Raw genomic sequence first — 20,578 nt, 5'->3', positions numbered from 1 at the left:
AAACAGGGCGCACTGCGCCCTGTCGATGGCAACACCCTATTGTAGCTTGGGGCGGGCCTTCACGAATCAAGCGCGGCCCGCGCCCTGGTCAACCGCGCCCCTGACGTCCCACCGGCGTGGCTTCACCCAGGAACTTGCGCGGATTGACCACGCGCCCGTCCGCCCACACCTCGAAATGCACGTGTGCACCGGTCGAGCGGCCGCTGGAGCCGGCACGCGCGATCTGCTGGCCGGCGCGCACCAGATCGCCCACCTTCACCACCAGACGCGAGTTGTGCGCGTAGCGGGTCACATAGCCGTTGCCGTGATCCACTTCGACCACGTTGCCGTAGCCGCCGCGCACACCGGCATAGCTGACCACGCCATCGGCGACCGACAGCACCGGGTCGCCCACGTTGGCATGGAAGTCCACGCCCTTGTGGAAGGCCGAACCGCCGTCGAACGGATCGGCGCGACCGCCGAAACCGGAGGTGATGTAGGTGTTGCGGATCGGCATCCGCGAGGGCATCGAATTCTGCTCCAGCTGGTGATCGAACATCAGCGAGGCCAGCACATTCAATTGCTGGCCGGAGGCGGAGAACTGCTGCTCCACTTGCCCTAGCGTCTCCTTGAGGTCTTTCACGGGCATGTCGCTGACCGGCTCATCGCCGCCACCGACGCCGACCGACTCATCGAAGTCGAACTCGCCGTCCTTCAACTTGCCCATTTCGGTCAGGCGCTCGCCCAACGCGTTGAGGCGGGTGGCCTGCGCCTGCAGCTCGCCCAGACGCGCGGCCAGTGCATTGACCTGCGCCTGCGAGGCGCGCTGCGCCTGTGCCAGCTCGGCATGCTGCTGCGCGACCTTGGCCTGCAACGCCGAATTGGTCACCATGCCGGTAGCGGTGCTTGCACCGACGCCGATCAGCATGCCCAGGCCCAATACCGCACCAAGCACCACCATCGGCCGATCTGCTGCAAAGTCCTGGAACTGTCGGGCCACACGCTGGGCCCGGGTCTGCCGAGATTTGATTACAACTTTGTTCAACGCCATATGACTGTCATGTCCAAACCCAAGTCCAACGCACGCAACCCTTCCACTCCACAACCGGCCATCGAGGCCGCGCTGGGTGAAAAGGCTGGCGACCCCTTGCGCCGAGCCTTGTGGCTCGATGCGCTGGACCGGCAGTTGCGCCCCCTGTTACCACCTCATCTGGCCACCCGTTGCCGGTTGGCCAATGTGCGAGGCGAACAGCTCGTTCTTCTGGTGGATTCGCCGGTCTGGCATGCCAAGGTGCGGCTTGCCGAAACCCAAATCCTGGATGCCGCCCGATCCCTTGGACTGAAGGCCACCGCGGTGACCGTCAAGACCGCAACCGTGCCGCTGCATTCCCCAACGCAGCAGAACCGCGATCGTCCAAAACCTGTCTCCGAAGCGACGCACAACGGCTTGCGCGACGCGTTGGCTTCTCTGCAGGACGTGTTACCGACCAAACGGTAAAGCCGTGCAGCCAATCCGAAGCGGCCGCCAGTGCGTAAAAGAGTTGCGAAGACCGCAGACGACCCAGCGCATCCTAGCGGTCATGTGGCCCGCAGGAGTTAGGGAAGTATTAAATAAACGTTAATAATAGGCCGGAAATCCGACTTGCTTCACACTTCGAACGCCAACTAGGGCATTCCCCGACATCAGGCGTAGACGGGGCTGGCGTAGGTGACCGGCGGTTGTTCGGTGCCTTCCGGGAAGCTGACCCATTCCCAGGCGGTCTGGTCGGCCAACAGCGCACGCACCAGTTTGTTGTTGAGGGCGTGGCCGGATTTGAAGCCTTCGTAGGCACCGAGGATGGCGCCGCCAGCCAGATAGAGGTCGCCGATGGCGTCCAGAATCTTGTGCCGCACGAATTCGTTGGTGTAGCGCAGGCCGTCTTCGTTGAGCACGCGGAACTCGTCCAGCACGATGGCGTTGTCCATCGAACCGCCCAAGCCCAGATTGCGCTCGCGCATGTACTCAAGGTCGCGCATGAAACCGAAGGTGCGCGCGCGCGAAATTTCCTTGACGTACGCCGAAGTGGAGAACTCGATTTCCTGGCGCGACTGCTTGGCCGGAATCATCGGGTGATTGAATTCGATGGTGAAGCCAAGCTTGTAGCCCTCGTAGGGCTCAAAGCGCGCCACCTTGTCGCCGTCGCGCACTTCCACCGTCTGCCTGATCCGGATGAAGCGCTTGAGCTTGCTCTGTTCGACGATGCCTGCCGACTGCAGCAGGAACACGAACGGACCGGACGAACCATCCATGATCGGCAACTCGGCCGAGGACAGTTCGACGATGACGTTGTCAACACCAAGGCCCGCCAGTGCGGACATCAGATGTTCGACGGTCTGGATCTTGGCACCGTTGCAGGTTAGCCCGGTGCACAGCGTGGTCTCGGTGACCAACTCGGCATCTGCAGGCACTTCGACGACCGGTTCCAGGTCCACCCGTCGGAACACCACGCCATGATCGACCGGAGCCGGTCGTAACGTCATGTACACCTTGTCGCCGCTGTGCAGGCCGACGCCGGTGGCGCGAATGGTGTTCTTGAGAGTGCGTTGCTGAGTCATATGCGAAGTCTGGATGAACAATGCAGACAGACGCTGAACCGACTGTCTAATTCCGCTGAGATTATCCGAATTTTAACAAGTCGCGCGTGACGGCAACCGTAATCAGTCAGTCACGCGACAACAAAAGCTGCCGGATCGGCACCGATCCGGCAGGAATGACATGACATGGCAGTGCAACCCGAAGCGGGCTCCGGGCAGGACGGGCTGCGTCACCGTAGCGACGCAGCCGACGATCCTCAGTCGGCCTGGCGGCGCAGGAACGCCGGGATATCCAGGTAATCGTTGGGCAGGTCTGCCGCCGGCGTCGAGGCGCCGCCGCTGTTGTGGTTGCCGCTGCTGCTGCCGACCGAGTCGCTGCTGGGACGACGCAGGCCCAGGCCCATGCTGCCGCCGACCGCCTTGGACACCACATCGCCGCTGTTGGTGTCGAAATCGCCGAATTCCGGCTGGCCGGTGGTGGCATTGCGCACCAACTTGATCGGCGCGCGCTGGTCCGGACGCTGGGTCTGACGGGCAACCGCACGGTTCAGGCCGGTGGCGACCACGGTCACGCGCACTTCGTCCTGCATGTCCGGGTCGAGCACGGTGCCCACGACCACGGTCGCATCTTCCGACGCGAAGGCTTCGATAGTGCGGCCGATCTCGTCGAACTCGGACATGGTGAAGTCCGGGCCGGCGGTGATGTTGACCAGGATGCCGTTGGCACCGGCCAGGTTCACATCGTCCAGCAGCGGGTTCTGGATGGCGGCTTCGGCAGCGGCCTGCGCGCGATCGTCGCCGCGGGCCGAACCGGTGCCCATCATGGCCAGGCCCATTTCCGACATCACGGTGCGCACGTCGGCAAAGTCGACGTTGATCAGGCCGGGGCGCACGATCAGGTCGGCGATGCCCTGCACCGCGCCCTGCAGCACGTCGTTGGCAGCGCGGAACGCCTGGATCATGGTGGCGTTGCGGCCCAGCACGGTGATCAGCTTTTCATTGGGGATGGTGATCAGCGAGTCGCAATGCTGGCTCAGTTCCTCGATGCCCTTCAGCGCCACCTGCATACGGCGACGGCCTTCGAACGGGAACGGCTTGGTGACCACGGCCACGGTCAGGATGCCCATTTCCTTGGCCAGCTGCGCGACGACCGGTGCGGCGCCGGTGCCGGTGCCGCCGCCCATGCCGGCGGTGATGAACACCATGTCCGCACCCTGCAGCGCGTCCATGATGCGCTCGCGATCTTCCAGCGCGGCCTGACGGCCGACTTCCGGATTGGCGCCTGCGCCCAGGCCCTTGGTGACGTTGGTGCCGAGCTGCAGCTGCAGCTTGGCACCGCAGTTCTTGATCGCCTGCGAGTCGGTGTTGGCGGTGATGAATTCCACGCCATCGACGTTGGTGTTGACCATGTGGGCAACCGCGTTACCGCCGCCGCCGCCGACGCCAACGACCTTGATGACCGCGTTGGGAGCCATTTTTTCAATCAGTTCGAAATGTGCCATGTCAGTGTCCTCTTGAGCCGGGATTGGGGAGTGGGGATTGGGGATTCGCAAAAGCGCTGGTCCCTGCCCACTCCGCATCACGGCGAGTGTTGTTGTTTGAAAGTCGGGCCTCGGTTGCGCGGCCATCGATGCGCTATGCGCTCAACGACTCACCACACCTGCTCCTCGACGCAATGCCTGCAAAAAAAAGTTTACCGCCTACCTGCTCGCCGCTCTCTACTTATCTTCGCCGCCACCCTGCTTCTCTTTCGCTCTTTCCAATCCCGAATCCCGAATCCCGGCCCCTCAAAATTCGCCGCGATACCAATTCTTCAATTTCTTGAACAAGCTTCCTGCACGCCCGGTCGGAATCGACGGGCGACGCGGATGCTCGATCTGGCTGCCCATCAGCAACAGGCCCACGCCGGAGGCGTGCACCGGGTTGCCGACGACTTCGCCCAGGCCGGTGACGTGCTGGGGGATGCCCACGCGCACCGGCATCTGCAGCATTTCTTCGGCCAGTTCCACCACGCCTTCCATCTTCGAGGCGCCACCGGTGAGCACCATGCCGGCGCGCACCATTTCTTCGAAACCGGAGCGCCGCAATTCGGCCTGCACCATCTCGAAGATTTCCTCGTAACGGCCCTGCACCGCCTGCGCGAGTGCGTGGCGCGGCATGCGACGCGGCGGGCGGTCGCCCACCGACGGCACCTGGATGCTTTCTTCGGCGGTGGCCAGCTGCGCCAGCGCGCAGGCGTAGCGGACCTTGATCTGCTCGGCTTCCGGCGTCGGCGTGCGCAGCATGTGCGCGATGTCGTTGGTGACATGGTCGCCGGCGATCGGCAGCGAAGCGGTGTGGCAGATCGCGCCTTGCACATATACCGCCAAATCGGTGGTGCCGGCGCCGATGTCCACCAGCACCACGCCCAGCTCGCGCTCGTCTGCGGTCAGCACGGCCACCGAGGAGGCCAGCGAGGACAGCACCAGATCGTCGACCTGCAGGCCACACTTCTGCACGCACTTGGTGATGTTGGCCGCGGCCGACTGCGCGCACACCACCAGGTGCGCATGCACCTCCAGGCGCACGCCGGTCATGCCGACCGGGTTGCGGATGCCTTCCTGAGAATCGTCTAGCACATACTCGCGCGGAATCGCATGCAGGATGCGCTGATCTGCCGGAATGGCCACAGCCTTGGCGGCATCGAGCACGCGCTCCAGATCGCTCCAGGTCACTTCGCCATCGCGGATCGGCACGATGCCTGGCGAGTTCTTGCACTGCACGTGGTTGCCGGAAATCGAAGCGTACACCGAGCGGATCTCGCAGCCGGCCATCAGCTCGGCTTCTTCCACGGCGCGCTGGATCGACTGCACGGTGGATTCGATATCCACCACCACGCCGCGCTTGAGACCGCGCGATTCATGCGAACCGATGCCGATCACCTCGATCGGATTGCCAGGCGAGTATTCGCCAACCAGCGCAACGACCTTGGAGGTGCCGATGTCCAGTCCAACGATGAGGGATTTGTCGCCTTTGCGATTCATGTCTTAAAGCCGGGATTCGAGATTCGGGATACGGGATTGGGGAAACGCGGAAATGCCAGGGCGACGGGAGGTGCGGAAGGTGTTGCGCGATGCCGGGGCTGCGCTTTTTCCAATCCCGAATCCCCACTCTCTAATCCCCGCCTTTCAACCGTAAATCCGTTGGTGTAGCGCAGGTCGGCGCGGGCGATGGGGCGCTGTGGATCGGACAGCTGCGGCAGCACGCGGGCGAAGCGCTGCAAGCGTGCGCGTGCATCGTCGCGGCCCACCACGATCTGCACGCCATTGCTCAGCCCTAGCGACCAGCTGCCGCGCGCGTCCATTTCAAGACGCTCCACATCCAGCCCGGTCGGTGCGAACAGGGCGCGCGATTCGTTGTACAGCGCCACCACGTCCTGGGTCTTGCTGTCCGGCCCACCGAGTTGCGGCAACTTGAAATCCTTCAACAGCGGCGGGGTGCGAAACAGACGGCCCTGCTCGGACAACATGCGGTCGGTGCCCCACCGCGCGAACGGCTTGTGCTCGGTCACGTGCACTTCCAGCACGTCCGGCCAACGCTTGCGCACCTGCGCACTTTCCACCCACGGCAAACGCGCGATAGCGTCCTGCGCCTGCTGCAATTTCACGGCAAAAAAGCCCGCACGCGCATACGGCAACACCACGGCACGCAACTCTTCGTCCGGCACCCGCTTGAAATCGCCGGACACCCGCAACTTCGCCAACGGCCAGCGCTCGGCACCGACCCAGCCATTGAGCACGGCCACCACCGGCAACGCGACCAACGCCAGCGCGAGCAACCAGGCCAGGATGCGCAGGGTGGCGTTCATGCGCGCGCTCCGCACACGGGATTCGGCATTAGGGATTGAGGATTCGTCACAGCAACAGCAACAGCAACAGCAACAGCGCTCATGGCGCCGCCGTTCACCAATCCCGAATGCCGAATCACCAATCCCGGCTTCACAGCGTCTGCTCCAGCACGCGCCAGACCAGTTCTTCGAAATCGATGCCGAGCTGGCGGGCGGCCTTGGGCACCAGCGAATGGCTGGTCATGCCGGGAGCGGTGTTCACTTCCAGCAGGTACAGCTGGCCACTGCTGCCATCGCGCATCACGTCTACACGGCCCCAGCCACCGCAGCCGGCAGCGCGGAAGGCCTCCAGCGCCAGCTGGCGGACCTGCGCTTCGGCTTCGCCTTCCAGGCCCGGGCACAGATACTGCGTGTCCTCGGCGATGTATTTGGCGTTGTAGTCGTACCACTGCCCCTTGGGCACGATGCGGATGGACGGCAAGGCGGTCTCGCCGAGCACGGCCACGGTGAGTTCGTCGCCCTCGATCAATTGCTCCATCAACAGCGCGCCGTCATAACGCGCCGCCAGCACCACCGCCTCTTCCAGCTGCGCCTGATCGAACACACGGCTGACGCCGACGCTGGAACCTTCATTGGCCGGCTTGACGATGACCGGCAACCCGATCTGGCATGCAGCAGCGTGAATGTCCTCGGCGCTCGCGCCGGCGGCCAGTCGCGCATAGCGCGGCGTCGACAGGCCCAGCGACAACCACACCTGCTTGGTGCGGATCTTGTCCATGCTCAGCGCCGAGCCCAACACGTCCGAGCCGGTATAAGGCACGCCGAAGGCTTCCATCAGGCCCTGCACGATGCCGTCTTCGCCGCCGCCGTTATGTCCGTGCAGTACGTTGAACACGCGATCGAACTGCTGCGCGACCAAGGCCTTGGCCAACGCCGCAATACCATCGACCGGATGCGCATCGACGCCGCGTGCGCGCAGCGCTTCGAGCACGTTGCTGCCGGAATTCAACGACACCTCACGCTCGGACGAAGTGCCGCCGAGCAGTACGGCAACGCGGCCAAAGGCTCCCGGATCGCTGGTGCGGGCGTTGCCGATCACCGCGCTCATGCCTGCTCTCCGACAAACCCGTTGTTGATGATGTGCTGAGCCACGTAACCGATATCGCCGGCGCCCATCATCAACAGCAGGTCGCCGTCTTGCAGGACGTCCGGCAATACTTCGGCAAGACCGGCGATCTGGCCGACCACTACCGGCTCGCTGCGGCCGCGCGCACGGATGGCGCGCGCCAGTGCGCGCGAGTCGGCGCCCGGGATCGGCGCTTCACCGGCGGGGTAGACCTCGCTCAGCACCAAGGCATCGACCATGCTGAGCACCGCGGCAAAGGCGTCGAACTGGTCGCGGGTGCGGCTATAGCGGTGCGGCTGGAAGGCGACGACCAGGCGCTTGTCCGGCCAGCCGCTCCGCGCGGCGGCGAACACGGCTTCGAGTTCGCGCGGGTGATGGCCGTAATCGTCGACCACGCGCACGCGTGCGCCGCTGCTGGTGGTGACTTCGCCCAGATCGTTGAACCGGCGGCCGATGCCGGCGAAATTTTCCAGCGCGCGTGCGATGGTTTGCGGCGCCACGCCGAGCTGCCAGCCGATCGCGGCCGCCGCCAGCGCATTGAGCACATTGTGGCGGCCCGGCAACGCAAGCGTCACTGGCGTGGTGGTGCCTTCGGGCAGGCGCAGCGTAAAACGCATGCGCGGGCCGTCCTGCACGACATCTTCGGCACGCACATCGGCGTTTTCGCTCATGCCGTAGCTCATAACGTGGCGCGGCGTCTTGCCGGCCAGAGCAGCCACTTCCGGGTCGTCGATGCACAGCAACGCCAGACCGTAGAACGGCAGGCGCTGCAGGAATTCGGCGAATGCAGCCTGCACGCGCGCGAAATCGTTGCCGTAGTTTTCCAGGTGATCCGCATCGATGTTGGTGATCACCGCCATCAATGGATTCAGGCGCAGGAAGCTGCCATCGCTCTCGTCTGCTTCGGCCACCAGCCACTGGCCGCCACCGAGCTTTGCATTGGCACCGGCGGCCAGCAGCTGCCCGCCGATGACGAACGTCGGGTCCAACCCGCCTTCGCTCAACACCGCAGCCGCCAGGCTGGTGGTGGTGGTCTTGCCATGCGTGCCGGCCACCGCAATGCCGCGGCGGAAGCGCATCAGCTCGGCCAGCATCGCCGCACGCGGCATGATCGGAATGCGCTGGCTGCGCGCTTCCATCAGCTCGGGGTTGTCTTCGCGGATGGCGCTGGACACCACCACGCAATCGGTACCCAGCACGTTGGCCGCCGAATGCCCACGCATCACGCGCGCACCCAGCTTGCCCAGCCGGCGCGTGGCTGCATTGTCGGCGTTGTCGGAGCCGGACACTTCATAGCCCAGCGTCAGCATCACCTCGGCAATACCACTCATGCCGGTACCGCCGATGCCGACGAAATGCACGCGCGGAAATGCGCGCACCAGATCGCCACTGTCTTGCAGACGGCGGATCACGGGGCACCTCCTGCGGAGGTGCCGGGATTGGGGATTCGGGATTGGGGATTGGTGGCGATCAAGTGCACCGAACGGTCGCCATTCAATGGTGTTTGCATGCTGTCCTGCTTGTGCATTTGCTTGTCACGAATCCCCAATCCCACTCGCTCTTCGACAGCCGGAGGCTGGCCATCCCCACTCCCGGCTTCCTGAAGAATGATGTCGGCAATGCGCTCGGCGGCGTCCGGTTTGGCCAGGGTGCGGGCGGCGTTGGCCATCGACAGGCGACGGGCCGGGTCGGCGAGCAGGCTTTGCAAGACCTGTTGTAGACGCGCGGCCAGGCCATCGTCCTGCTTGAGCAGCACGGCGGCGTTGGCGCCGTCCAGGTATTCGGCATTGCGGGTTTGATGGTCGTCGACGGCGGCGGCAAACGGCACCAGCACGCTGCCGACACCGGCCGCGCACAGTTCGGCCAGGGTGGACGCGCCGGCGCGGCACACCACCAGATCTGCCCAGGCATAGGCAGCGGCCATGTCGGCGATGAAGGGTTCGACGCTGGCGTTGACGCCTGCCTGTCGGTAGGCCGCTTCGGCTTCGGCGCGCAGCTTTTCGCCGCACTGATGGCGCACGTCGACCTCCGGATGGCCGAGTGCGACCAGCGCTGCCGGCACCGCCTGATTCAACACGCGCGCGCCCTGGCTGCCGCCCAGCACCAGCACGCGTACCGGGCCGGTGCGACCCACCAGGCGATCGGCCGGCGCAGGCAATGCGGCGATTTCTGCGCGCACCGGGTTGCCCACCGCTTCTTCGCCCGCGAAGCTGCCCGGAAAACCGGTCAACACGCGGCGCGCGAAACGCGACAACACCTTGTTGGTCATGCCGGGTGCGCGATTTTGTTCGTGCACCAGCAGTGGCGCACCGAGCAAGCGCGCGGCCAGGCCGCCCGGGCCGGCCGCAAAGCCGCCAAAGCTGATCACTGCGCGCGGCTGGCGCTTGCGCAGCACGACGCCGGCAGCGCGCACCGCGCGCATCACCCGCACCGGCGCACCGAGCAACTTCACCACGCCTTTGCCGCGCAAGCCGCTGATGGCCAGCGTATCGATGGGAATATCGTGCTGCGGCACCAGGCGGGTTTCCATGGCGCCCTCGGCACCCAGCCAGGTCACCGGCACGCCGCGCGCACGCAGCACCTTGGCCACGGCCAAGCCCGGAAAGATGTGCCCGCCGGTGCCGCCGGCCAGAATCATGACCGGCCGCGCCAGCGCAGACGACTGTGCGGGCGTTTGCGCGACATTCGCAGAAACGCTCACGCAATTCTCCCGAACGTCGGTTCCACGCGCGGTTGCATGCGGCTGGTGCCGCGCAGGATGGCCGATGCCGGTGCGACATAGGCGGCGGCAACCGGTGCGGCGGCGGGTGCGGGCGCAGCAGCAGTGTCGCGTTGCGGCTTGTGCGCAGGCGCGTAAGCCGGCGACACCGAATCGACCATCGGCTCGGCTGGCTCAGCTGGCGAGGGGGCCGCGCCCTGCGGAGACAACTTGCTGCGCAGGCGCTCGGCGCGATCGGCCTCGTAGGACACCCGCAGCAGCACGCCCATCGCAAGACAGGTCATCAGCACCGACGAGCCGCCCGACGAAATCAGCGGCAGTGTCAGCCCCTTGGTCGGCAGGATGCCCAGGTTGACACCGATCGACACGAAGCTCTGCATCGCGATCCACAGGCCGATGCCGAAAGCGATGTAGCCGGAGAAATGCCGCTTCATTTCCACACAGCGCATGCCCAGCCAGAAGGCGCGACCGACCAACAGCGCGTATAGCCCGATCACGCCGCAGACACCCAAAAAGCCCAGCTCCTCGGCGATCACCGAGAAGATGAAGTCGGTATGCGATTCGGGCAGATAGTTGAGCTTCTGTACCGAAGCACCCAGGCCCACGCCGGTCCACTGGCCGCGGCCGATGGCCATCAGCGCGTTGGACAGCTGGTAGCCTGAGCCCAACTGATCCACCCACGGGTCCATGAAGGAGGTCACGCGCCGCATGCGGTACGGCTCGAAGATCACCAATGCCACCAGGGCCGGCAGCAACAGCAGAATCGGCAGGATGATGCGCCCGATCGGCGCACCGCCCAGCACGAGCATGCAGGCAGTCACGCTCAGCAGCAGCATCGAGGAGCCGAAGTCCGGCTGCAGCAGCAACAGGCCGACCAAGAAACCGACCACGAACACCGGCTTGAGCATCGCCTGCCAGGTCGCGTTGACCTCGTCGCGGAAACGCACCAGATAGCTCGCAAGCCAGATGATGTAGAACACTTTCACCGATTCGACCACCTGGAACCGCGACACGCCCAGATTGATCCAGCGCTTGGCGCCATTGACGGTGCTGCCCAGGCCAGGCACGAACACCACCACGAGCAGCACAAAACAGGCCAGCAAGAGCATCTGGTTGTGCTGTTCGATGGTCTTGAGCTCGGTGCGCATCGCCCAGAACGCCAGCGCGATGCCGCCGCCCAGGAACAGCAGGTGGCGGGTCAGGTAATAGAACGGACTGGCGTCCAGTTCGATCGAACTGGACGCCACCATCACCACACCGAGCGAGGCGAGCGTGACGGCGGCCCCGAGCAGCCACGGGTCGTAGCGGCCGCCGATGGCGTCCAGTCGTGTGGCCTGGCGGGACATGTCGTTCATCAGCGCACCTTCAAGGTGGCAAGGCCGATCAGCACCAGCACCACCGAAATGATCCAGAAGCGCACGATCACGCGCGGCTCAGGCCAACCCTTGAGCTCGAAATGGTGGTGAATCGGCGCCATGCGGAACACGCGCTTGCCGGTCAGCTTGAAGCTGGCCACCTGGATAATCACCGACAGCGTTTCGATCACGAACACGCCGCCCATGATCACCAGCACCATCTCATGGCGCACGATCACCGCGATGGTGCCGAGCACCGCACCCAGCGACAGCGCGCCGATGTCACCCATGAACACCATCGCCGGATAGGTGTTGAACCACAGAAAACCAAGCCCTGCCCCGGCGATCGCCGAGCAGATGATGATCAGCTCGCCGGCACCGGGAATCAGCGGAATTTTCAGATATTCGGCAAACACCACATTGCCGGACGCATACGCGAACACGCCCAGCGCGCAAGCCACCAGCACGGTCGGCATGATGGCCAGACCATCCAGCCCATCGGTGAGGTTCACCGCGTTGGAGAAGCCCACGATCCAGAAGTAGGCGATCACCACGAAGCTCACGCCGGCCAGCGGCAGCGCGATCGACTTGAACATCGGGATGTAGAACGTGATCGCCGCCGGCACGTCGGCGGTGTAGTACAGGAACAAGCCGGCGGCCAGACCGAAGATCGACTGCAGCAGATACTTCCAGCGCGACTTCAACCCATTGGGATCGCGTTTGACGATCTTGATCCAGTCGTCGTACCAGCCGATCGCACCGAAGCAGATCATCACCGCCAGCACCAGCCACACATAGCGGTTGCGCAGGTCGCCCCACAGCAGCACCGACAAGGTGACGGTGAGCAGGATCAGCGAACCGCCCATGGTCGGCGTGCCGGCCTTGGAAAAATGCGTTTGCGGGCCGTCCTGGCGGATCGGCTGGCCGCCCTTGAACTGGGCGAGCTTGCGGATCACCGCCGGGCCCATCCACAGCGACAGGAACAGCGCCGTCAGCGCCGCCAGGATGCCGCGGAAGGTCAGATAGTTGAACAGCCCGAACAGGCTCTCCAGTTGCTGCAGCCAACGGGCCAACTCAAGCAGCATGGGATGCGCCCTCCGCCGATGCGAGCAGCGCGGTGACGACGCGGTCCATCGCGCTGCCGCGCGAGCCCTTCACCAGGATCGTGATGGAGGCGGCGCCCGCAAGAGCGTTGATGGATAGCGATTGCTGCTGGTGAATCACTGCATGTTCCTGCGTATTTCCTGATCCGTGCTGCGGCGTTTGCTGTTGCTGGCTGGCGGCATCTACCAGATCCGCCTGCAAGGCGTCGATCAACTCGGCGTGCGTGGCGAACACGCGGCCGCCATTGCCGAATGCCTGCGCTGCGGCGGCGCTGAGCTCGCCCAGCGCGTACAGGCGCTGCAGCTTGGCGGCGCGTGCGCGACGTCCGGCGGCGGCATGCAATGCAACGCCTTCGGCGCCGAGTTCGCGCATGTCGCCCAGCACCAGCCAGCCTTCGCCCGGTGCGGCGGCCAAGGCATCGATGGCCGCATCCAGCGAGCCCGGGTTGGCGTTGTAGCTGTCGTCGATCAGTACCGCGCCATTGGGCAAGGTCTGTGCAATCTGCCGGCCGGCCACCGCGCGCGCCTGCGCCAGACCGGCCGCGATCACCGGCAAGGCAATGCCGGCACCCAGTGCAAGGCCGGTTGCCGCCAGTGCGTTGAGCACGCTGTGACGGCCGGGTAACGGCAGCGCAATCTGCGCCTCGCCCTGCGGTGTCACCAGGGTGAACTGCACCCCGCCAATGTGCAGCCGCAGGTGACGCGCAGTGATCTCGGCACTGGCCTGCAAGCCATAGCGCAACACGCGACGTCCCTGCACCGGCTGGGTCTGCAACTGCTGTTCGAACCACATGCCGAACGCGTCGTCGGCGTTGATCACCGCCACACCATCGGCAGGCAATGCGGCGTAGATGGCGCCCTTGGTCCGTGCGACGCCGAGCAGGCTGCCCAGGCGTTCCAGATGCGCGGGCGCGATGTTATTGACCAGTGCGACATGCGGCTGCGCAATCTCGGTGAGATAGGCGATATCGCCCGGCTTGCCGGCGCCCATTTCGTAGATCGCAAAGTCCGCATCGTCAGGCGCGGCAATCACCGCCAGCGGCAGGCCGATCTCGTTGTTGCGGTTGCCCGGCGTGGCGTACACAGTGGTGCCATCCACGCGCCCGGCTTCGGTCAGGATCGACAACAGCAGTGCCTTGACGCTGGTCTTGCCGTTGGAGCCAGTCAGTGCAAGCACACGCGTGGCGCGGTCGCGTTGCATGCCGGCGGCGATGCGCGCCAACGCCAGCTCTGTGTTGTTCACCACCACCTGCGGCACGCGCTGCGCCGGCAGCAGGCGATCGACCAGCAAACCGCTCGCACCGCGCGCCACCGCCTCGGCAGCGAAATCGTGCCCATCGAAGCGTTCGCCGCGCAGCGCCACATACAGGCTGCCGTCGGCCAGCGTGCGGGTGTCGTTGCCGACGGCATCGATCATGGCGTCGTCGCCGTGCAGCTCGCCGCACGCCCAATGGGCAATCAACGACAGGGGCGTGAGCTTCATGGGCGCACTCCCAAGACGGTCCGCGGCAGCAGCGCCTGCGCCGCCACGATGGCGTCGTCGAAGGCATGCCGCACGCCTGCAACTTCCTGATACGGCTCGTGGCCCTTGCCGGCGATCAACACGATGTCCGACGGGCTGGCCATGCCGATGGCCTGATGGATCGCAGCGGCGCGGTCGCGCTGCACGATGGCCGCATCCGGTCGCGCGAAGCCGCGCAGGATATCGGCCACGATCGCATCGCCATCTTCGCCACGCGGGTTGTCGTCGGTCACGATCGCCACGTCGGCCTTGAGCTCGGCGATCGCCGCCATCTGCGGGCGCTTGCCGGTGTCGCGTTCGCCGCCGCAGCCGAACACGCAGATCAGGCGGTCCTGCGCATGCGAACGCAGGCTGCTCAATGCCTGTTCCAGCGCATCGGGCGTGTGTGCGTAATCGACCACCACCAACGGTGCGCCATGTGCGCCACCGAGGCGGTTCATGCGGCCATGGATGGGCTGCAACTGGCCGAGCACGCTGGCGATGCGCGCAGGCGCAAACTCCATCGCCCACAGCGCGCCGGCCACGGCCAGCAGGTTATCCACGTTGAAACGGCCCAGCAGCGGCGAATGCACCGGATGCACTTCGCCCTGGACATTCAACGCAAAGTTGATGCCGTTGTGGTCCAGCTGCAGTGCCTGCGCGCTCACGCTGGCGTCGGCATGCGCGCGCGAGCTCACACCGATCGCGCGCAGCGCCGGATCGAGCGCGGCGAACAGCGTGTGGCCGAACGCATCGTCCAGGTTCACCACGGCCGCCTTCAACCCGGCGCGGGTGAACAGCTTGGCCTTGGCTGCACCGTACTGCGCCATGTCGCCGTGGTAGTCGAGATGGTCGCGGGTGAGATTGGTGAACACCGCCACATCGAAATGCACTGCATCCACACGGCCCTGATCGAGCGCGTGCGAGCTGACTTCCATTGCCACGGCCTGCGCACCCTCATCTCGCAACTGCGCCAGCAGGGCATGCGTGGGCAGCACCAGCGGCGTGGTGAAACCGGTCGGCACGGCCGCGCCGTACAGGCCCACGCCCAGCGTGCCGAGCGTGCCGGTGGGCGTACCGAGCAGCGTCAACGCCTGCGCCAGCAACTGCACGGTGGAGGTCTTGCCGTTGGTACCGGTAACGCCGACCATGCGCATCGCCTGCGACGGCCGGCCATGAAATTGATCGGCCATCGCGCCAAGCCGCGCGCGTAAACCGGGCACGGCAATCGCATCGACCGGGACCGGCAGACCGTCGGGCGCCGGCGGCTCGAACAACACCGCCGCCGCGCCATTGGCGCGCGCCTGTTCGACAAAGCCCAGACCATGCGCACCGAAACCGGCGATCGCCACGAACGCATCGCCCGGGCGCACGGCACGGCCATCCATCACCAGCCCGGACACCTGCACGTCGTGCGTCAACGCCACGTCCGGCAATAACTGCGAAAGCGCCATGCAGCGGCTCACTGGCGGCTCTCCTGCAATGGCGCGGGCTGCGCTGGCGCGGCAGCCGGCGCAGGCGCCAGTGCGGTCGGAATGCCGGCAGAGACTTCATCCACCGGGTCCGGCACCAGCGCCGGGTCCGGATCGACCGATTGCGGCTTGGCCACCGGCTGGCCGGTCTTGCCGGCAGCCTGTGCGGCCAGCCACGACTGGATATCGTCCGGCGGCACGTCCATCAGGCGCAGCGCGCCTTCCATCACCCGGTGGAAGACCGGCGCCGACACCAAACCGCCGTAATACACCTTGCCTTGCGGATCGTTGATCACGATGACGGTGGCAAAACGCGGGCGCGTGGCCGGCACCAGGCCGGCGAACAGTGCGTTGTAATGCCCGCGCTCGTAGCCGTTGGCGCCATTCTTGCGTGCGGTACCGGTCTTGCCGGCCACGTGGTACCCCAGAACTGCCGCGCCCTTGGCGCCGCCCTGGGTGACCACGGTTTCCATCATGTCGATGACCTGGCGCGCCACTTCCGGCGTGATCACCTGACGGGTTTCGTTGTGCTGGCCACGCACGAAGGTCGGCGGAGTGAGCTTGCCGCCGTTGCCGAGCGTGGCGTACGCCTGCGCAATCTGCAGCGGAGTCACCGACAGACCGTAGCCGTAGGACATCGTGGTCTTGGACGGGCCGCTCCAGCGCGCCGGCTGCAGCACCACGCCGGCCGATTCGCCGGGGAACCCGCTATGCGGCGCGCTGCCATACCCGAAGTTGCGGATCGACTGATAGAAGGTCTGGTCCGGCACCTTGGCTGCGATCTTGGCCGCACCGATGTTCGAGCTACGGGTGATCACGCCGGTCACGTTGAGCACGCCGTTGTTGCGCGGCACATCGCGGATGGTGAAGCGCCCCACCGACATGTAGCCGGGGTTGGTGTCGATAATGGTGTCCTTGGTCACCACGCCGGCGGTCAGCGCGGTGGCCACGGTCAGCGGCTTCATCGTCGAACCCGGCTCGACCAGATCGGTGACCGCCCGGTTGCGGCGCGCCGACGGATTGATGCCGGTGACCGAATTGGGGTTGTAGGTGGGCAGGTTGACCATCGCCAGCACTTCGCCGGTGGCCACGTCCATCACCACCATCGAACCGCCGGCCGCGTTGTTTTCGACCAAGGCTTTACGCAGTTCCTTGTAGGCCAGGAACTGGATGCGGCGGTCGATGCTCAGCGTCAGGTCCTTGCCCGGCTGCGCCGGACGCACCAGGTCCACGCTTTCCACGATGGCGCCGCGTGCATCGCGCACCACCTTCTTGGAGCCGGGCTTGCCGCGCAGCCATTCGTCGAACGCCAGCTCAAGACCTTCCTGGCCGCGGTCGTCGATATTGGTGAAACCCAGCACATGGGCCATCGCCTCGCCTTGCGGATAGAAGCGGCGGAACTCGCGCTGCGAGAACACGCCGGGAATCTTCAAATCGACGATGGCATGTGCCTTGTCCGGATTGATCCGGCGCTGCAGGTACATGAATTCCTTGCCGGCCTTTTGTGCCAGCTTGGCGTTCAATTCGTCCAGCGGCTGCCCGAGCGCCTTGGCCAGCTCGGGAATGCGGTCGGGGTTGCGCAGCAGTTCCTGCGGATTGACCCAGATCGATTCCACCGGCGTGGACACCGCCAGCGGCTCGCCGTTGCGGTCGGTGATCATGCCGCGCGAGGTGGCGATGGGCAGTTCGCGCAGGTAACGCGCTTCGCCCTGACGCTGGTAAAAATCGCGATTGACCAGCTGCACATATGCCGCGCGCCCGATCAGCGTCACCGAGCACAGGCCAAGCGCAATGCCGACCAGGGTCAGGCGACCACGGAGATTGAAATTGCTACGGGGGCGGTTGCGACCGGCCTTCACCGCACACCTCCCCGTGCGCCGTCCTGGCGGCGACTGCGCCGTGCAAAACGGCTGCTCTGCCAACCTGTCATGGGCGCACCACCACGATGTCGTTGGTCTCCGGGAACTTCATCCCGATGCGCGCACGCGCGACCTGATCGACCCGGTTGCTTTCCGCCCACGTGGCCTGCTCCAGCTGCAGCCGGCCGAATTCGATATTCAATTCGTCGCGTGTGTGTTCAAGCTTGGACAACTGCACGAACAGCTTGCGATGCATGTGGCGCATGTACACCACACCGATCGCCGAGGCGATGCTGCAAGCCAGCAGCACGATGAGCAGCAGGCGGCTCATGCAGCGTCTCCGTTCGGAGACGCCGGGATTGGGGATTGGGGATTGGGGATTCGCTTAGAGCGCTCCTCCAATCCCGAATTCCGAATCCCGAATCCCAGCTTTTCAGCCACCCGCAACACCGCAGTACGTGCGCGCGGGTTGACGTTCAATTCGGCGTCGTCGGCCTTGATGGCGCCGCTGATCAGCTGCAGGGTCGGCACGAATGGCTGCGCTTCGGGCAGCCGGCGGTTGCTCGGCGGGGCCTTGGCGTAGCGGGCCATGAATTGTTTGACGATGCGGTCTTCCAGCGAATGAAAGCTGATCACTGCCAGCCGGCCGCCGGGCTTGAGCGCGCCCAGGGCGGCATCCAGCCCGGCTTCCAGATCGGCCAGCTCGCGATTGATGTGGATGCGGATGGCCTGGAAGCTGCGCGTGGCCGGGTGGGTCTTGCTGTCGCCGCGCGGCATCACCGAGGCGATCAGGTCGGCCAGTTGGGCGGTGCGCAGCAGCGGCTGTTCGGCGCGCCGCGCCACGATGGCGCGCGCGATGCGGCGGCTCTGGCGTTCTTCGCCATAGGTCCACAGCACATCGGCGATCTCGCGCTCGCTGGCCTGCGCCAGCCACTGCGCCGCGCTCTGGCCGTTGTCCGGGTCCATGCGCATGTCCAGCGGGCCGTCCTTGCCGAAGCTGAAACCGCGCCCGGCCATGTCCAGCTGCGGCGAAGACACACCCAGGTCCAGCAGGATGCCGTCGACGGTGGCCGCGGCAACCACCTGGCCGAGCCCGGCAAAACTGCCGCGATGGATGGACACGCGCGCATCGCCACCGAAGCTGTGTTCGGCCACCGCGATCGCTTCGGGGTCCTTGTCCATCACCAGCAGTCGACCTCCCGGGCCAAGGTGTTCCAGCAAGCCGCGTGCGTGCCCGCCACACCCGAACGTGCCATCCAGATACGTTCCGTTTTCGGTCACTTGCAGGCCATCCAGAACCTGCGTGTACAGCACCGGCACATGGGCCGCCGGCGGCTGCGACACCGGGTGACCGGGCTGCGCTTCACCGCGCATCCGGGCACCCCGGCTCACAACCTGAGATCGAGCAATTCATCGCCCAGATCCCCGTCAGACAATGTCTGTTGGATCAGTGCGCGATGTGCCTGCTCGCTCCAGAGTTCGAATTTGTCGCCCATGCCCAGCAGCACGGCTTTTTTCTCGATGCCAACCGCGTTGCGATGGCTGGCCGGGATGCTCAGACGGCCGTTGGCGTCCAGCTCGAGCACCGCCGAAGAACCCACCAGTTTCTGCTGCAGCGTGCGGACCACGCGCTGAGTGTTGGGCTTGGACATCACGTCGTCGCGCACCCGCTCCCATTCCTTCTCCGCGTACAGCCACAGGCATCCGGCTTCGAACGGGTTGTAGGTGAGGACCAGGCGGTTGCCGCTGACACGCGCAACAAGGTCGCGGTACGCGGTTGGCACCGCCATACGCCCCTTGTCGTCCACCGTGATGGCAGTCTCGCCCTGAAACACCGAATGCAACCTCAAAATACCCACTGGGGGATCATTAAACCACGAAAAACCACAAAACACCTGGTTTTCCCTCCGCTGCCCACCTTAGCAGTGCGTCAAAGGTTGTCAACAGTTTTCAAGGCCGCAAATCCGCCAGTTGCATCAACAAGTTGCAGCACTCTTTAGAGACTTGTTCAAAGGTTATCCACAATTTGCTGTTTCGTCTCATATTTTGAGATTGAACGGAAATTCAGGGCGGTGAAGACCATGTAAACCCAACTACCGTCTCACTTCACATTGCGCCAGCGACGTAGCTCAACCGCGCAAGCGAGGTGACAATCGGCGGCATGTGTCTGGTCGCCCTTGCCTGGAAAGCCCACCCGCGCTGGCGTTTGCTGCTGGCAGGCAACCGCGATGAGTTCCACGAACGTCCCACCGCCGCGCTCAGGCGTTGGGCCGCCCCGGCCGACACTGTGCTGGCTGGCCGCGACCTGCGCTCCGGCGGGAGTTGGGTTGGCCTGGGTCAGGACGGACGCGCTGCGGTGGTCACCAATGCGTGACCCGCTCGCCACGGCCTCAGGGCGCTCGCGTGGGCATCTGATCGCCGACTATCTGTCCGGCAGCCTGCTGTCTAGCAGCCTGGGCGCTACTGCCTACGCCGAGGCACTGGCCGGTGCTGCCCACGAGTTCCCACCTTTCAACCTGTTGCTGTGCGACGCCGACCGTTGCGAGCACCTGAGCAACCACCCGCTACTGGCACGGCAACTGGCTGCGGGCATCCATGGCATGTCCAACGGGCCGCTGGAGGCGCCGTGGCCCAAGACCGCTGCGCGCTGACAAAGGTGCTGCACCGCTGGTGCGCCGACGGCGATGAAGACCTACAGCCGCTGTGGGCCGCCCTGGGCAACCCGGCCATCGCGCCGGACGCCGCGCTACCGCAGACCGGCGTGGACCTGCCCACCGAACGCCTGCTCTCGGCCACCTTCATCAGCGGCCCCAGCTACGGCACCCGCGCCAGCACCATCGTTGCGGTGGACCATCACGGCCACGGCTTCATCCACGAACGACGCTTCGGGCCGAATGGGATTTTCCAGGGCGAGACACGCCTGGAGATCCCTGCAATGCGTTGACAAGCCACCGTCATGCGCAGAGCCGAGGAGGCGACGCATGCACCGCTATTACGATGTTTCTGCGCAGGAGAAACCGACGAGCTATTCACCCGCTCGTTCGGCTAGGTGTTCAGTCCCGGC

The 20,578-nt window shown here is 65.3% G+C and carries 17 protein-coding genes and 1 pseudogene; 2 read left to right on the top strand and 16 right to left on the bottom strand.

Going from position 1 to position 20,578, the window contains the following annotated elements; all coding sequences use genetic code 11:
• Nucleotides 1-88 precede the first annotated feature (88 nt).
• On the bottom strand, nucleotides 89-1,030 hold the full coding sequence (locus XAXN_RS14895; protein WP_054320123.1) for a M23 family metallopeptidase: 942 nt from the start codon (nucleotides 1,028-1,030) through the stop codon (nucleotides 89-91).
• Here XAXN_RS14895 and XAXN_RS14890 point away from each other — a divergent pair, their 5' ends adjacent.
• Nucleotides 1,031-1,477, top strand: a complete 447-nt coding sequence (locus XAXN_RS14890; RefSeq protein WP_054320122.1) for a DciA family protein — start codon at nucleotides 1,031-1,033, stop codon at nucleotides 1,475-1,477. It abuts the gene before it with no gap.
• Between the two features lie 185 nt (nucleotides 1,478-1,662).
• Here the strand turns inward: XAXN_RS14890 and lpxC are convergent, their stop codons facing one another.
• The 15 genes from lpxC to mraZ all read right to left on the bottom strand — a co-directional run bounded on the left by lpxC (nucleotide 1,663) and on the right by mraZ (nucleotide 19,358).
• The gene (gene lpxC, locus XAXN_RS14885) at nucleotides 1,663-2,574 is read right to left on the bottom strand and encodes a UDP-3-O-acyl-N-acetylglucosamine deacetylase (RefSeq protein ID WP_054320121.1); all 912 of its coding nucleotides are present in this window, start codon (nucleotides 2,572-2,574) and stop codon (nucleotides 1,663-1,665) included.
• Between the two features lie 236 nt (nucleotides 2,575-2,810).
• Complete coding sequence (gene ftsZ, locus XAXN_RS14880; protein ID WP_054320120.1) at nucleotides 2,811-4,055, bottom strand: cell division protein FtsZ; 1,245 nt, start codon at nucleotides 4,053-4,055, stop codon at nucleotides 2,811-2,813.
• Between the two features lie 285 nt (nucleotides 4,056-4,340).
• Nucleotides 4,341-5,576: a cell division protein FtsA gene (ftsA, locus tag XAXN_RS14875; RefSeq protein WP_003485272.1), complete on the bottom strand. Its 1,236-nt coding sequence runs from the start codon at nucleotides 5,574-5,576 to the stop codon at nucleotides 4,341-4,343.
• The gene (locus XAXN_RS14870) at nucleotides 5,573-6,400 is read right to left on the bottom strand and encodes a cell division protein FtsQ/DivIB (RefSeq protein ID WP_042821284.1); all 828 of its coding nucleotides are present in this window, start codon (nucleotides 6,398-6,400) and stop codon (nucleotides 5,573-5,575) included. The genes ftsA and XAXN_RS14870 overlap by 4 nt, the downstream gene beginning before the upstream one ends.
• A gap of 130 nt (nucleotides 6,401-6,530) precedes the next feature.
• Complete coding sequence (locus XAXN_RS14865) at nucleotides 6,531-7,487, bottom strand: D-alanine--D-alanine ligase (protein WP_042821283.1); 957 nt, start codon at nucleotides 7,485-7,487, stop codon at nucleotides 6,531-6,533.
• Entirely contained in the window at nucleotides 7,484-8,917 is a 1,434-nt protein-coding gene (murC, locus tag XAXN_RS14860) for a UDP-N-acetylmuramate--L-alanine ligase (protein WP_054320119.1), read from the bottom strand. Before murC ends, XAXN_RS14865 begins: the two co-directional genes overlap by 4 nt.
• Nucleotides 8,914-10,206: an undecaprenyldiphospho-muramoylpentapeptide beta-N-acetylglucosaminyltransferase gene (gene murG, locus XAXN_RS14855; protein ID WP_054320118.1), complete on the bottom strand. Its 1,293-nt coding sequence runs from the start codon at nucleotides 10,204-10,206 to the stop codon at nucleotides 8,914-8,916. Before murG ends, murC begins: the two co-directional genes overlap by 4 nt.
• A complete protein-coding gene (gene ftsW, locus XAXN_RS14850) occupies nucleotides 10,203-11,579 on the bottom strand; it encodes a putative lipid II flippase FtsW (protein WP_054320117.1) in 1,377 nt (458 codons plus the stop codon). The genes murG and ftsW overlap by 4 nt, the downstream gene beginning before the upstream one ends.
• The gene (gene mraY / locus XAXN_RS14845; protein WP_054320116.1) at nucleotides 11,579-12,664 is read right to left on the bottom strand and encodes a phospho-N-acetylmuramoyl-pentapeptide-transferase; all 1,086 of its coding nucleotides are present in this window, start codon (nucleotides 12,662-12,664) and stop codon (nucleotides 11,579-11,581) included. Before mraY ends, ftsW begins: the two co-directional genes overlap by 1 nt.
• On the bottom strand, nucleotides 12,654-14,165 hold the full coding sequence (locus XAXN_RS14840) for a UDP-N-acetylmuramoyl-tripeptide--D-alanyl-D-alanine ligase (RefSeq protein WP_054320115.1): 1,512 nt from the start codon (nucleotides 14,163-14,165) through the stop codon (nucleotides 12,654-12,656). Before XAXN_RS14840 ends, mraY begins: the two co-directional genes overlap by 11 nt.
• Nucleotides 14,162-15,637 (bottom strand): UDP-N-acetylmuramoyl-L-alanyl-D-glutamate--2,6-diaminopimelate ligase, encoded by a 1,476-nt coding sequence (locus XAXN_RS14835; protein WP_174515512.1) that lies wholly within the window; start codon nucleotides 15,635-15,637, stop codon nucleotides 14,162-14,164. Before XAXN_RS14835 ends, XAXN_RS14840 begins: the two co-directional genes overlap by 4 nt.
• 8 nt (nucleotides 15,638-15,645) lie before the next feature.
• Nucleotides 15,646-17,514 carry a peptidoglycan D,D-transpeptidase FtsI family protein gene (locus tag XAXN_RS14830; protein ID WP_042821277.1) on the bottom strand — a complete coding sequence of 623 codons (1,869 nt, stop codon included), beginning with the start codon at nucleotides 17,512-17,514 and terminating at the stop codon, nucleotides 15,646-15,648.
• A 67-nt stretch (nucleotides 17,515-17,581) separates the two neighbouring features.
• Nucleotides 17,582-17,845 (bottom strand): cell division protein FtsL, encoded by a 264-nt coding sequence (gene ftsL / locus XAXN_RS14825; RefSeq protein WP_005991913.1) that lies wholly within the window; start codon nucleotides 17,843-17,845, stop codon nucleotides 17,582-17,584.
• The gene (gene rsmH / locus XAXN_RS14820) at nucleotides 17,842-18,888 is read right to left on the bottom strand and encodes a 16S rRNA (cytosine(1402)-N(4))-methyltransferase RsmH (protein ID WP_054320113.1); all 1,047 of its coding nucleotides are present in this window, start codon (nucleotides 18,886-18,888) and stop codon (nucleotides 17,842-17,844) included. Before rsmH ends, ftsL begins: the two co-directional genes overlap by 4 nt.
• 14 nt (nucleotides 18,889-18,902) lie before the next feature.
• Nucleotides 18,903-19,358, bottom strand: coding sequence for a division/cell wall cluster transcriptional repressor MraZ (gene mraZ / locus XAXN_RS14815; RefSeq protein WP_005910933.1), 456 nt, complete (start codon nucleotides 19,356-19,358; stop codon nucleotides 18,903-18,905).
• Between the two features lie 317 nt (nucleotides 19,359-19,675).
• Between mraZ and XAXN_RS14810 the strand changes: the two are divergent.
• Nucleotides 19,676-20,458: pseudogene (locus XAXN_RS14810) on the top strand (NRDE family protein).
• The last annotated feature ends 120 nt before the right edge of the window (nucleotides 20,459-20,578 follow it).

This window comes from Xanthomonas axonopodis (genome assembly GCF_001304695.1).
GTDB lineage: Bacteria > Pseudomonadota > Gammaproteobacteria > Xanthomonadales > Xanthomonadaceae > Xanthomonas > Xanthomonas axonopodis.
This window is presented reverse-complemented; position numbering and strand designations above follow the sequence as displayed.